The following is a 14,140-nucleotide window of genomic DNA, read 5'->3' on the forward strand; positions in this document are numbered from 1 at the left end:
TTACATAGGGTTATTTTTATGGTAAAATGAATAAATCGGTTAAAAAAAACCATAAGTAATAGTAAACTACCAATAATTCATAGTCATAGCGCTTTAAATTTTCGCCGCTGTAACTTTTAATTAATACCTTAATTACCCGATTAACAAACCCATTATTGAACTAGAATTTTTTAAAAATGAAATTAAACCAATGTCTTTTTTTAGGTCTACTCGTAACCACTATTTTTAGCTGTAAACAGAAAGAATATGTAGATGAAATTTATGAAAAACCAGAAATAATAAAAGAAGCTTCTTCTCAATTTCTCTCTCCAGAAGAGAGTATGAAAACATTTTATGTACCCAAAGGATACAAAGTAGAACTGGTTGCTAGCGAACCGATGGTAGATGAACCTATCACTATTGCTTGGGACGGAAACGGCCGGATGTATGTAGCCGAAATGAATACCTATATGCAAGATCTTGATGGTACCGGAACCAATAGATCTATAAGCAAAATAAAACTACTAACAGATACAGATGGTGATGGCAAAATGGACAAAAGCACGGTCTTTATTGATAGCCTCATGCTGCCTAGAATGATTTTACCTCTAGAAGACGAATTGATTGTTAATGAAACCTATTCGTATGATTTATGGAGTTATAAAGATACGGATGGCGATGGAGTTGCAGACAAAAAAGAACGTGTATACTATAACGAAAATCGCCGTGGTGGTAATTTAGAGCACCAACAGAGTGGTTTACTATGGAATTTAGATAATTGGGTCTACACTACCTATAATCCTGTACGTTTTAAATTTAAAAAAGGAAAGGTCGTGGTAGATTCTTTAGAGAATATGCCGAGTGGACAATGGGGCCTATCGCAAGATGATATGGGTAACATGTACTATTCTTCGGCTGGGAGTGAAAATCCCGCGTACGGCTTTCAGCAACCTGCCGCTTATGGCGATTACAATCCTGAAGGCAGACTATCGGAAGGTTTTATTGAACCTTGGCCTATTGTAGGTACGCCAGACGTACAAGGCGGACCAAAAAGATTGCGAGAAGATGGTACCTTAAACCATTTTACAGGAGTTGCGGGACAAGAAATATTTAGAGGTCATAAATTACCTCCTTCAACCTATGGTGATTTATTTATTCCTGAACCCGTAGGAAGGTTAATAAGACGCGCTAAAGTACGTGTAGAAAACGGTAAAAAAGTGCTGTATAATGCCTACGATGAAGCAGAATTTATGGCTTCTACAGATTTAAACTTTAGGCCTACTCAGGCCAAAACAGGTCCCGATGGCGCTTTATATGTAGTAGATATGTATAGAGGTATTATTCAAGAAAGTAATTGGACTAGAAAAGGAAGTGTGATTCGTCCCGTTATTGAACGAAAAGGTTTAGATAAAAATATTGGTAAAGGAAGAATTTACAGAATTGTACATGAAGATATTACTCCTGACAAAAAGCCAGAATTATTAGGTAAAAAAGCATCAGAATTAGTAGAATATTTAGGGCATCCTAATGGTTGGTACAGAAATACGGCCCAGAAATTAATTATATTAAAAGATGATCAAACGGTAATTCCAGAATTAAAGGAAATCGCTTTAGATAATTCTTCTATTTGGACTAGCCTATTTGATACCGATAAAGATCTAGGAATTGCCCGCGTGCATGCACTTTGGACTTTAGAAGGTTTAGGAGTGGTAGACAAAGGTCTTATAAAGGCAAAATTCACAGATGAAGATCCTCGTGTACGATTAACGGCTATTCGCTTGAGTGAAACTTTCTTGAAAAAAGATGATACTGATATTTTCGCGGCATTAGAAACTTTAAGCAAGGATCAAGATATTGATGTGGTAAACCAAGTTGCTCTTTCTCTACGATACAGTAAAGCTAAAAAAGCTACTGAATTATTAAAAAGTATCCAAGATGCTTATGCTGATAATGAAATAGTGTCACACTCCGTAAAAGAAAGCTTAAAGAAAGATGATTCTAAACTTGCACAATTAAAAGCGCGTATTTCCAATAGACCTCTCGGTGAAAAACAAAGCATTCTTAGAGGTTATGATTCTTATAAGCAACTATGTATTACGTGCCATGGTCCTGATTTGGCTGGCGTTCCTACTGAAGATGGTGCTCTTATAGCTCCCTCTCTAATTGGCAGTGCTCGTGTTGTTGGGGACAAAGGTACGCTAAGTAAAATTTTATTAAACGGATTAATTGGTCCTATTGAAGGCCAAGAATACGGTATAATGATGGCCTTAAAAAGTAATGATGATCAATGGATTGCAGATGTACTTAGCTATGTGAGAGCTTTAAATAATGTAGATGGTGTGCATAAACGCATTGTGGGTAATGCTAGAAAAGAATCTAAAGACAGAGAAGATTATTGGACTCTAGAAGAGCTAGAAGCTTTAGAAAAGGAGAAAAAATAGTATACATTTCTACTAATCTTAAACTAAAAAAAGCCTGGAAATTTAAAATTTCCAGGCTTTTTACATTTTATTTTTTTTCGTTATTTAGAAGGTGTAGTTTACTCTCAAAGAGGTACTTCTTGGTAATACCGGAACCACCACAAAACTTTCATCAGGGTTATTTTGAATAAATTCTGAGGTTGCTCCATTGGCATTGGCACCAAAACTATTAGCTCCAAAAAAATTAGCTAATCCGTCTGAATTAAACATATTCACTACCAGTAAATTTGCAGAAATATGCTTTGTAAACTGATAGCCAATACCCGCATCAGAAATACTATAATCTGCCAACGTAAATGCATTTGCGACATTGCCTTGACGTTCTCCCATAAATTGCCATTTGTAATGTACCGATAGTTTATCTAATTCATACGCTCCTAATACATTAAACATTACTTTAGGATTAAATGGTAGCGTATTGCCAGAGTAATCTATTGTAGTATCGTCCGCTACGGCTACTGATCCTGCTGCATCATAAACCAACCATTCTGTGGCTTTTGGATTTTGAAGGACTCCATTAAAAAGAAATTTAAAATTACGAAAAGGCGTATATACTGCTTCCCATTCTAAACCTAAAGTTCTGGACGTATTGAATAAAATGGGGGTGTAAAAAATACTATTCGTATCCCCATCAAATTCAAAATTTGCATTTCCTATATTATTTAACTGGCTCCAAAAAACAGTACTCGTCAATGAAAAGTCTGAAAGGCTATATTTAATTCCAAGCTCAGCCTGAGTAATTTTTTGAACTTCTCCTTTTTGATTGATGGGAACATTCGCAAAATTATTAAAATAGTAATTTAACTCTGGAGCTTTATTTCCTTTTGAAAGCCTAGTAAACAAAGAAGCCTCTTTATTAATTTTAAAATTTAGCCCCCCTGAAAAGGATAGGTAGTTATAGTTAAAATCAAAGACATCTTTATCACCTGTTGGTGCCAAAATACCATTATCATAAGCCGTTGTTGCATCGCCATCTAAGCCTCCATCCTGTGAGAACGGAGCATAACGGTCTTTACTCCCTTTATGCCGTATGTCTTCATACCGCAAGCCTAAATCTACATCTATACGATCTGTAATTTCCCATCGATCATTCATAAAAGCGGCTATTTGGCTCACTTGAGCTTCTGCATTCACAAAAAATAACCCTCCATAATTACTAATTCCGTTTTCATCTGACAATAAGATGGTAGGCTCATTGGGATTTTCTAAGGATACTTGAAGCATTTTAGGATTGGGCTCATACGTAACATACCCAAAGCTGCCTTGCGTAAATAATGACGTATCTGAAAAACCTAAAGCCAATCCTCCTGTAAAATTATGCCCCGCTATTTTTTTATGAAGAGAAAATTCATTCATCCATTCACTAGCTTTATTCTCTTTGTACCAAGCCGATGTTCCCATGATCGCGTCATTGGGCAAGGTACCATTCCCTATATATTCCGCCGGCTCTCCTGCAAGGATTCCTGCATTATTTACGCGTGCAATCTCTGAACCTGATTGGGTATCCCGAAACACCACTTCTCCTATCGGAAAAGATGCCCCACTGATAAAATAAGCTAAAGGATTATCTAGTGAAACAAAGGCGTTACTAATAGACGTTTGCCAATTGGCATTCTTATTAGAATATTTAATTAAGTTTTGCAGCGACCAATTATTGCCTAAATCTTGGAAAAAATCTGCTCCAAAGGCTAGATCTTTTGCATGAACTCCTTGTGCGGGATTAAAACTATTTGTTGCCCCTTCTTGGAGGTTTCTACTATCTGGAATAGCTGCCGTAAACTCTGGCATTAACAAAGAAGTGGAATTAAAATCCTGAGCAAATGCAGCTTCTGGATTGTCCCAATTTGTAGCGGCAACACCTGTCCACCTATTCGTATAATCATCTAATAATTTTCCATGTAATTTCAAGTACCCCTTATCAAACTTTTTAATCACATTAAATTTAAATTGCCCTCCTCTGCTAAATGTAAAATCAACATCTCGAGCCCCTTCATCCTTGCGGTAATGGCCGCCGGCATTAAAAAACCAATTACTCCCTAGAGGTCCTCCAATAACGCCATCAACCTTAAATAAGGTATTACCACTATGTTGCAAGGCACTTAATACTTGTACTTCTCCTCCTAACTCATTTCTAATGCCTGGTGAAATAAAATTATAAATACCTCCGGGTGCATTCATCGCGGTAATAGATGCACTACCACCACGTATCGCTTCTACTCTTTGGGTCATTAAATCTACCCGATGAAAAAGATCTGGGCTATAATAAGAATGTTGTACTAAACTAACAGGTAGACCATCTTCTTGTAAAGACACATAATACCAACCTAAATCATCTTCCGCAGCTGCAGATATGCCTCGGGTATACACTTTTGTAAAAACCTCGCCTGCAGAGGCATCGGTAAAAGTTCCTGTAATATTTTGTAAAAGACTTGCGGTACCTTGAGGGTAAATTTGTTTTAAGCTTTTATGCTCTAGCGTACTTACTGATGTTGCCGTATTCTTTGCTTCAAGAGATGTAAAACTACCTGTAACCACCACGGCCTGTAAGCTTAGATAATCGCCTTCAAGAATAAGATTTGTATCCTCTTTATTTTCTGTAATTTCAGCTTCAAAATCGAGTTTTTTATAACCTAAATGTGCAATTGAAATTTTATACGTTCCTAATGGGATATTTTGAATTTCAAAAGCTCCTTCAGTATTTGTAATCCCATAAATTGATGATGCATTGAAATGTAGTGTGGCACCTTCTATAGGTTCTCCGTGTACATCAGTTACTGTTCCACTATAAGAAGCCTCTTGGGCGTACGCACAAAAAACGCTAAGCATCCCCACAAGAAAGAGTGAAATCGATTTGATTTTATTCATAATTAATTTAAAAATTTAAGCTAGTTGGTTATTCGGTTTCTTTTTTATGCTGCTCTATATATTCCGAGGGTGTGACGTTGAATAACTCACGGAAGGTTTTACTGAAATAAGCAGTAGAATTAAACCCTGAGAGGTGCGTAACTTCTTTTATGGAATATTTATTCTGAACCAAAAGATCTGAAGCATAGCGTAGACGTATCGTTCTAATAAAATAACTAGGATTGTTCCCTGTTAAAGAATTTATTTTCCGATATAACTGAGACCTTCCAATACCCATTTCCTTTAATAAGTCTTCTTGTTTAAAGTCTACATCACTAATATTATTTACAATAATCTTTGTGGCTTTATCTAAAAATATTTCGTCAATATTATTAGTAGTAACCTCACTTGATGGAAACACGCCTCCTATTTCTGCAAATCTTTTTTCGCAGTCTTTTTTTTGGTTTCTAATAAATTTTTAATCCTTGCTTTTAATACTGCAGTTACAAAAGGTTTGGCTATATACCATCGGCACCACTATCATACCCGCAATTCTATCATCTTCTAAGGTTCTAGCCGTAAGAAGAATTATAGGAATATGGCAGGTTTCAAATTCACGCTTTAAGGCTTTACACATTTCAAACCCATCCATTTTTGGCATCATTACATCACTAATAATAATATCTGGGTAATATTTCTTTACCATTTTTAAACCTTCCTCACCATTTACAGCTTCTTTTACCTCATAATTAGCAATAAGGTCGTTTTTCAAATGGACTCTAAGCTCTTTATTATCTTCTACCAAAAGTAAGATAGGTAACTTAACTGTACTTCCATCCTGTACTACAGGTGGTTCTGTATCCTGAGTGTTCGCGATAGACATTTCATAATCTACGGAGTTCATTGAATTGATTAAAAACTCATTTTTTACATTCTTCACCACCTCGGGCTCTGCTTCTATATCCAAAGGCAAACGCACCACGAACTTACTTCCTTAAGATATTCGCTTTCTACAAAAATTTCACCTCCATGAAGCTCTACTAAGGCTTTGGTAAAGTTTAAACCTATTCCTGTTCCTGTTTTGGTAACATCAACATTGTAAAACGTGAAAAGATATTTTTTCAACTGTTCTTTATTCAGCCCAACGCCTGTATCTTTTACAATGATCTCTAGATAATTTTCACCCTCATTTTTTTTGAATAACAACAGGTTGGTATTGGCTTTATCTACTTTCACCTCATTAATAAAAACAGATATTTCACCTCCGTAATCGGTGAATTTTATAGCATTAGAAATTAGATTCGTGATGATTTTTTCTAGCTTATCAAAATCAAATAAGGAAGTAATATGCTTTGATTCTGTTATAAATTGATATTCAATACTTTTCTTTGCTGCTAAGCCCTTAAACAAAGCGAAAATATCACCGCAGAATTTCACCGCATCTCCATTTTCTAATTGTAAAGGTGCCATTCCTACATCCATTTTTCGATAATCTAAAAGTTGATTTACTAAATGCAATAGTCTTCTGGCACTACGTTGAATAGAAATTGCAGATTCTTTTATAACATCAGGATCTGTATTGAAACTAGACAGTATTTTATCAACAGGATTTAAGATTAAAGTAAGGCGGTGTTCTAAATTCATGAGACACATTTACAAAGAACTCTAGCTTTAATTGATCTAACTCATGTTCCTGAGCTTCTTGGACCTTTTGCGTATAATACCGCATAATTACCCAAATAATTAAAGCCCCAATAATACCATAAATTAAATACGCCCACCAAGTACTCCATGGTGGAGAAGTAATTTTAAACTTGAATTTAGTAGATTTTGCGGCCTCCCATTGACCATCAATTGAAGCCATAACTTCAAACTCATATTCTCCTGGTACGAGGTTAGAGTAATTCACTTCTCTCCTGTTCCCTACATTTACAAAGTCCTTATCTAGCCCATTCATTTTATACATGTACTGAACCTGCTCTGGATTTTCTAAGTAGAGTGCTAAAAACTCAAACGAGATGTAGTTTTCATTATGTCGTAAAGAAAGACTTTCTATTTCTTCAATAGACTGTTTTAATAACACCCTGTTATTTATGGTATCGCCTACAACAATATTTTTATTATATAACTTGAGTGCTGTTATTTTTGGCGCCAAAACTAGTGGTGTTTTTACCGCAATATCTTTAGGATTAAAAATATTAAATCCGTTTAAACCACCAATAATAATACGCCCATCTGACGTTTTTTCTATAGACTTACTTTGGTATTCTGTACCTTGAAGACCATCATGAATATTGAAATTTTTAAACTTATTTGTTTTTATGTTGAGGGTTGAAAGTCCGCTTTTAGTTGTAATCCAAAAGTTATGGTTATCATCTTCTTTGATACCCACCACAAAGTTATTTGGGAGTCCGTTTTGAGAAGAAAACGACTTCATTAGTGTTAAGTTCTCATCTAACTTATAGATGCCACTATCGGTACCTATCCAAATGTTACCAAGATGATCTTCTGTGATATAATTTATATTATTGGCCTCAATACCCTTTCTTTCACTTCTGAAAAGGTAATATCTTCTGGAGTAAAATCTTTTAAATCATCTAATTCAAGATAATTAAGCCCTAAGGAGGTCCCTACCAAAAGTCTGTTTTTTGAATCGATATAGAGACAAAAAACAAAATTACTCAATAAGTTATTTTCTAGATTTGAAGTGTTTTTTAGTTGTGAAACTTTTCTGTATTAGGGTCAAACAAACTTAAACCTTCTGTTCTTAGCCCTAACCACAATCTATTTTTTGAATCTTCTACCCCCGTCCATACCGAGTTTTGCCCAATAGAATAAGGATTTTCTTCATCATGATAAAACCGTTCTACAGTATTAGTATCTGGATTAAACTTATTTAACCCGTCTAAAGTACAAATCCAAATACTACCATCATGAGTTTCAAACGTATATAATATTTTATTGGAACTTATTGTATTGTTGTCTTTAGGGTCATGACCAAAATGTTCAAACGAATTATTTTTTTCATCAAACAAGTTTAGTCCCCTTCATAGGTAGACAACCATATTCTGCCTTTAGAATCTTGCAAAACAGACTGTACAATTTTTTCGCTCAACCCTTTTGGATTATCTGGTTGATAGTAGTAGTGCCCAAAAGAATACAATGACGGATCTAATTTACTAACTCCTCTATCATAACTTCCTATCCAGAAAACCCCATTAGAATCTTCAATAATTTTAGAAGGCTTATCATTCGCTAAAGAGAAAGAATTGGAGAGATTATTTTCAATATGCTTCTTTATTTTACCTTCCTTTTTATCATATAAAAATATCCCATGCCCGTCTGTAGATATCCAAAACAAACCTTCTTTATCTTGATAAAAATCTCTTACCGCTATATGCTCGTCTACGAGAGACAAATGCCTAAAATTATTCTCTTTTTTATTCCATACAATAAGATTGGACAAATCATTTCCTATCCAAAAATCATCATCATGATCAATGAAAACCAATTTATGAATATGATTTAGCTCGTAGGGCTGGTTGTTAGAGATAAAAACACGTTCAAAATTTCACGCTCAGGATTATACCTATTAAGGTGTTGACCACTTGTTCCTACCCAAATGGTATTATTTTTATCTTTCGTAAGTACATACACATTGTTGTTATCAATAGAATGTAAATTGGATTGATCATGTATGTAGTATGAAAATTTTAAGGCTTCAGTATCATTGGTATGCGCTCCTAATAAAATTTTAATTACTCCGGTATTGGTGGCAACCCAAAGTGTATTGTTTTCCTCATCAAAAGTAAATCATTAATAATTTTACGAGGGTTATTGGTTAAAGAAACTTGTTTTGTAAAGATTAATTCGTGTAAAATTATTCCGTTTTTTATTAAAAAGATTTAATCCATTGTTGGTGCCTATCCACAGATTACCGTTCTTATCTTCTTGGATCGCATTAATTCTACTGTTACTTATGGAAGTAGTATCATTTAAAATTGATCTGTATATTTCAAACTCATACCCGTTGTATTTATTAAGTCCGTCTATAGTTCCAAACCATAAAAAACCTTCCGTATCTTGGTATAATTCTAAGCAAGTACTACTAGAAAGACCATCTACAGTATCTAAATTCTCAAACTTTAAGTTATTGAATTGACCTATAGAAAATTGAAAGATACAGCAGCAAATAAGTGTGAATATACTTTTATATTCATTTACATTACGTTACAATAATTTTTAAAAATCGATATTAAAATCAACTAAGAAAGCTACTTTCCTAAAAACATAAAACTACTAATTTATAATTTCAAATTCTTCTTTCAATCTAATATCTACAGAAGAAGCTCCTATGTTTATTTCAAAAGCGCCAGGTTCTACCTTGAAGTTCATGTTTTTATCTAATATAGCTAAATCATCTGGTTCTAGAGTGAAGTTTACTTAATCCTGAAGGCAGACTATCGGAAGGTTTTATTGAACCTTGGCCTATTGTAGGTACGCCAGACGTACAAGGCGGACCAAAAAGATTGCGAGAAGATGGTACCTTAAACCATTTTACAGGAGTTGCGGGACAAGAAATATTTAGAGGTCATAAATTACCTCCTTCAACCTATGGTGATTTATTTATTCCTGAACCGTAGGAAGGTTAATAAGACGCGCTAAAGTACGTGTAGAAAACGGTAAAAAAGTGCTGTATAATGCCTACGATGAAGCAGAATTTATGGCTTCTACAGATTTAAACTTTAGGCCTACTCAGGCCAAAACAGGTCCCGATGGCGCTTTATATGTAGTAGATATGTATAGAGGTATTATTCAAGAAAGTAATTGGACTAGAAAAGGAAGTGTGATTCGTCCCGTTATTGAACGAAAAGGTTTAGATAAAAATATTGGTAAAGGAAGAATTTACAGAATTGTACATGAAGATATTACTCCTGACAAAAAGCCAGAATTATTAGGTAAAAAGCATCAGAATTAGTAGAATATTTAGGGCATCCTAATGGTTGGTACAGAAATACGGCCCAGAAATTAATTATATTAAAAGATGATCAAACGGTAATTCCAGAATTAAAGGAAATCGCTTTAGATAATTCTTCTATTTGGACTAGCCTATTTGATACCGATAAAGATCTAGGAATTGCCCGCGTGCATGCACTTTGGACTTTAGAAGGTTTAGGAGTGGTAGACAAAGGTCTTATAAAGGCAAAATTCACAGATGAAGATCCTCGTGTACGATTAACGGCTATTCGCTTGAGTGAAACTTTCTTGAAAAAAGATGATACTGATATTTTCGCCGGCATTAGAAACTTTAAGCAAGGATCAAGATATTGATGTGGTAAACCAAGTTGCTCTTTCTCTACGATACAGTAAAGCTAAAAAAAGCTACTGAATTATTAAAAAGTATCCAAGATGCTTATGCTGATAATGAAATAGTGTCACACTCCGTAAAAGAAAGCTTAAAGAAAGATGATTCTAAACTTGCACAATTAAAAGCGCGTATTTCCAATAGACCTCTCGGTGAAAAACAAAGCATTCTTAGAGGTTATGATTCTTATAAGCAACTATGTATTACGTGCCATGGTCCTGATTTGGCTGGCGTTCCTACTGAAGATGGTGCTCTTATAGCTCCCTCTCTAATTGGCAGTGCTCGTGTTGTTGGGGACAAAGGTACGCTAAGTAAAATTTTATTAAACGGATTAATTGGTCCTATTGAAGGCCAAGAATACGGTATAATGATGGCCTTAAAAAGTAATGATGATCAATGGATTGCAGATGTACTTAGCTATGTGAGAGCTTTAAATAATGTAGATGGTGTGCATAAACGCATTGTGGGTAATGCTAGAAAAGAATCTAAAGACAGAGAAGATTATTGGACTCTAGAAGAGCTAGAAGCTTTAGAAAAGGAGAAAAAAATAGTATACATTTCTACTAATCTTAAACTAAAAAAAGCCTGGAAATTTAAAATTTCCAGGCTTTTTACATTTTATTTTTTTCGTTATTTAGAAGGTGTAGTTTACTCTCAAAAGAGGTACTTCTTGGTAATACCGGAACCACCACAAAACTTTCATCAGGGTTATTTTGAATAAATTCTGAGGTTGCTCCATTGGCATTGGCACCAAAACTATTAGCTCCAAAAAAATTAGCTAATCCGTCTGAATTAAACATATTCACTACCAGTAAATTTGCAGAAATATGCTTTGTAAACTGATAGCCAATACCCGCATCAGAAATACTATAATCTGCCAACGTAAATGCATTTGCGACATTGCCTTGACGTTCTCCCATAAATTGCCATTTGTAATGTACCGATAGTTTATCTAATTCATACGCTCCTAATACATTAAACATTACTTTAGGATTAAATGGTAGCGTATTGCCAGAGTAATCTATTGTAGTATCGTCCGCTACGGCTACTGATCCTGCTGCATCATAAACCAACCATTCTGTGGCTTTTGGATTTTGAAGGACTCCATTAAAAAGAAATTTAAAATTACGAAAAGGCGTATATACTGCTTCCCATTCTAAACCTAAAGTTCTGGACGTATTGAATAAAATGGGGGTGTAAAAAATACTATTCGTATCCCCATCAAATTCAAAATTTGCATTTCCTATATTATTTAACTGGCTCCAAAAAACAGTACTCGTCAATGAAAAGTCTGAAAGGCTATATTTAATTCCAAGCTCAGCCTGAGTAATTTTTTGAACTTCTCCTTTTTGATTGATGGGAACATTCGCAAAATTATTAAAATAGTAATTTAACTCTGGAGCTTTATTTCCTTTTGAAAGCCTAGTAAACAAAGAAGCCTCTTTATTAATTTTAAAATTTAGCCCCCCTGAAAAGGATAGGTAGTTATAGTTAAAATCAAAGACATCTTTATCACCTGTTGGTGCCAAAATACCATTATCATAAGCCGTTGTTGCATCGCCATCTAAGCCTCCATCCTGTGAGAACGGAGCATAACGGTCTTTACTCCCTTTATGCCGTATGTCTTCATACCGCAAGCCTAAATCTACATCTATACGATCTGTAATTTCCCATCGATCATTCATAAAAGCGGCTATTTGGCTCACTTGAGCTTCTGCATTCACAAAAAATAACCCTCCATAATTACTAATTCCGTTTTCATCTGACAATAAGATGGTAGGCTCATTGGGATTTTCTAAGGATACTTGAAGCATTTTAGGATTGGGCTCATACGTAACATACCCAAAGCTGCCTTGCGTAAATAATGACGTATCTGAAAAACCTAAAGCCAATCCTCCTGTAAAATTATGCCCCGCTATTTTTTTATGAAGAGAAAATTCATTCATCCATTCACTAGCTTTATTCTCTTTGTACCAAGCCGATGTTCCCATGATCGCGTCATTGGGCAAGGTACCATTCCCTATATATTCCGCCGGCTCTCCTGCAAGGATTCCTGCATTATTTACGCGTGCAATCTCTGAACCTGATTGGGTATCCCGAAACACCACTTCTCCTATCGGAAAAGATGCCCCACTGATAAAATAAGCTAAAGGATTATCTAGTGAAACAAAGGCGTTACTAATAGACGTTTGCCAATTGGCATTCTTATTAGAATATTTAATTAAGTTTTGCAGCGACCAATTATTGCCTAAATCTTGGAAAAAATCTGCTCCAAAGGCTAGATCTTTTGCATGAACTCCTTGTGCGGGATTAAAACTATTTGTTGCCCCTTCTTGGAGGTTTCTACTATCTGGAATAGCTGCCGTAAACTCTGGCATTAACAAAGAAGTGGAATTAAAATCCTGAGCAAATGCAGCTTCTGGATTGTCCCAATTTGTAGCGGCAACACCTGTCCACCTATTCGTATAATCATCTAATAATTTTCCATGTAATTTCAAGTACCCCTTATCAAACTTTTTAATCACATTAAATTTAAATTGCCCTCCTCTGCTAAATGTAAAATCAACATCTCGAGCCCCTTCATCCTTGCGGTAATGGCCGCCGGCATTAAAAAACCAATTACTCCCTAGAGGTCCTCCAATAACGCCATCAACCTTAAATAAGGTATTACCACTATGTTGCAAGGCACTTAATACTTGTACTTCTCCTCCTAACTCATTTCTAATGCCTGGTGAAATAAAATTATAAATACCTCCGGGTGCATTCATCGCGGTAATAGATGCACTACCACCACGTATCGCTTCTACTCTTTGGGTCATTAAATCTACCCGATGAAAAAGATCTGGGCTATAATAAGAATGTTGTACTAAACTAACAGGTAGACCATCTTCTTGTAAAGACACATAATACCAACCTAAATCATCTTCCGCAGCTGCAGATATGCCTCGGGTATACACTTTTGTAAAAACCTCGCCTGCAGAGGCATCGGTAAAAGTTCCTGTAATATTTTGTAAAAGACTTGCGGTACCTTGAGGGTAAATTTGTTTTAAGCTTTTATGCTCTAGCGTACTTACTGATGTTGCCGTATTCTTTGCTTCAAGAGATGTAAAACTACCTGTAACCACCACGGCCTGTAAGCTTAGATAATCGCCTTCAAGAATAAGATTTGTATCCTCTTTATTTTCTGTAATTTCAGCTTCAAAATCGAGTTTTTTATAACCTAAATGTGCAATTGAAATTTTATACGTTCCTAATGGGATATTTTGAATTTCAAAAGCTCCTTCAGTATTTGTAATCCCATAAATTGATGATGCATTGAAATGTAGTGTGGCACCTTCTATAGGTTCTCCGTGTACATCAGTTACTGTTCCACTATAAGAAGCCTCTTGGGCGTACGCACAAAAAACGCTAAGCATCCCCACAAGAAAGAGTGAAATCGATTTGATTTTATTCATAATTAATTTAAAAATTT

15 protein-coding genes and 1 pseudogene are annotated in these 14,140 nt (G+C 35.2%); 4 read left to right on the forward strand and 12 right to left on the reverse strand.

The genetic code is table 11. The features are described 5' to 3' along the window. Nucleotides 1-176 precede the first annotated feature (176 nt). Entirely contained in the window at nt 177-2,420 is a 2,244-nt protein-coding gene (locus M666_RS19785; protein ID WP_029445488.1) for a DUF7133 domain-containing protein, read from the forward strand. An 84-nt stretch (nt 2,421-2,504) separates the two neighbouring features. Here M666_RS19785 and M666_RS19790 read toward each other — a convergent pair whose 3' ends face one another. The 11 genes and pseudogenes from M666_RS19790 to M666_RS20930 all read right to left on the reverse strand — a co-directional run. Next, nucleotides 2,505-5,324, reverse strand: a complete 2,820-nt coding sequence (locus M666_RS19790) for a TonB-dependent receptor (RefSeq protein ID WP_029445487.1) — start codon at nt 5,322-5,324, stop codon at nt 2,505-2,507. A 28-nt stretch (nt 5,325-5,352) separates the two neighbouring features. Beyond that, complete coding sequence (locus M666_RS20735; RefSeq protein ID WP_039326123.1) at nt 5,353-5,724, reverse strand: helix-turn-helix domain-containing protein; 372 nt, start codon at nt 5,722-5,724, stop codon at nt 5,353-5,355. 57 nt (nt 5,725-5,781) lie between these two features. Continuing rightward, nucleotides 5,782-6,276, reverse strand: coding sequence for a response regulator (locus tag M666_RS20740; RefSeq protein WP_226989937.1), 495 nt, complete (start codon nt 6,274-6,276; stop codon nt 5,782-5,784). After that, nucleotides 6,261-6,947, reverse strand: a complete 687-nt coding sequence (locus M666_RS20745; protein WP_039326129.1) for a sensor histidine kinase — start codon at nt 6,945-6,947, stop codon at nt 6,261-6,263. The genes M666_RS20740 and M666_RS20745 overlap by 16 nt, the downstream gene beginning before the upstream one ends. Then, nucleotides 6,904-7,740, reverse strand: a complete 837-nt coding sequence (locus M666_RS20750; protein WP_039326133.1) for a triple tyrosine motif-containing protein — start codon at nt 7,738-7,740, stop codon at nt 6,904-6,906. Before M666_RS20750 ends, M666_RS20745 begins: the two co-directional genes overlap by 44 nt. Before the next feature lie 83 nt (nt 7,741-7,823). After that, complete coding sequence (locus M666_RS20760; RefSeq protein WP_226989938.1) at nt 7,824-7,988, reverse strand: hypothetical protein; 165 nt, start codon at nt 7,986-7,988, stop codon at nt 7,824-7,826. Between the two features lie 29 nt (nt 7,989-8,017). Further along, nucleotides 8,018-8,338, reverse strand: coding sequence for a hypothetical protein (locus M666_RS20765; RefSeq protein ID WP_039326136.1), 321 nt, complete (start codon nt 8,336-8,338; stop codon nt 8,018-8,020). Between the two features lie 2 nt (nt 8,339-8,340). Continuing rightward, nucleotides 8,341-8,814 carry a two-component regulator propeller domain-containing protein gene (locus tag M666_RS20770; RefSeq protein WP_039326139.1) on the reverse strand — a complete coding sequence of 158 codons (474 nt, stop codon included), beginning with the start codon at nt 8,812-8,814 and terminating at the stop codon, nt 8,341-8,343. A gap of 14 nt (nt 8,815-8,828) precedes the next feature. After that, nucleotides 8,829-8,960 carry a hypothetical protein gene (locus M666_RS20920; RefSeq protein WP_226989939.1) on the reverse strand — a complete coding sequence of 44 codons (132 nt, stop codon included), beginning with the start codon at nt 8,958-8,960 and terminating at the stop codon, nt 8,829-8,831. Nucleotides 8,961-9,137: 177 nt separating this feature from the next. Continuing rightward, the gene (locus tag M666_RS20925; RefSeq protein ID WP_394331758.1) at nt 9,138-9,509 is read right to left on the reverse strand and encodes a ligand-binding sensor domain-containing protein; all 372 of its coding nucleotides are present in this window, start codon (nt 9,507-9,509) and stop codon (nt 9,138-9,140) included. A gap of 93 nt (nt 9,510-9,602) precedes the next feature. Then, nucleotides 9,603-9,734: pseudogene (locus M666_RS20930) on the reverse strand (hypothetical protein); the annotation flags it as partial. Nucleotides 9,735-9,993: 259 nt separating this feature from the next. Between M666_RS20930 and M666_RS20135 the strand changes: the two are divergent. The 3 genes from M666_RS20135 (at nt 9,994) to M666_RS20145 (ending at nt 11,389) form a co-directional block, all read left to right on the forward strand. Further along, on the forward strand, nt 9,994-10,281 hold the full coding sequence (locus tag M666_RS20135) for a DUF7133 domain-containing protein (protein ID WP_052206673.1): 288 nt from the start codon (nt 9,994-9,996) through the stop codon (nt 10,279-10,281). Between the two features lie 167 nt (nt 10,282-10,448). Continuing rightward, nucleotides 10,449-10,634 carry a hypothetical protein gene (locus M666_RS20140; protein ID WP_052206674.1) on the forward strand — a complete coding sequence of 62 codons (186 nt, stop codon included), beginning with the start codon at nt 10,449-10,451 and terminating at the stop codon, nt 10,632-10,634. Nucleotides 10,635-10,648: 14 nt separating this feature from the next. Further along, a complete protein-coding gene (locus tag M666_RS20145; RefSeq protein ID WP_052206675.1) occupies nt 10,649-11,389 on the forward strand; it encodes a c-type cytochrome in 741 nt (246 codons plus the stop codon). Here M666_RS20145 and M666_RS19830 read toward each other — a convergent pair. Continuing rightward, a complete protein-coding gene (locus M666_RS19830) occupies nt 11,280-14,123 on the reverse strand; it encodes a TonB-dependent receptor (RefSeq protein WP_052206676.1) in 2,844 nt (947 codons plus the stop codon). The genes M666_RS20145 and M666_RS19830 overlap by 110 nt on opposite strands. Nucleotides 14,124-14,140 lie beyond the last annotated feature (17 nt).

Source organism: Cellulophaga baltica 18, from assembly GCF_000468615.2.
Lineage (GTDB): Bacteria > Bacteroidota > Bacteroidia > Flavobacteriales > Flavobacteriaceae > Cellulophaga > Cellulophaga baltica.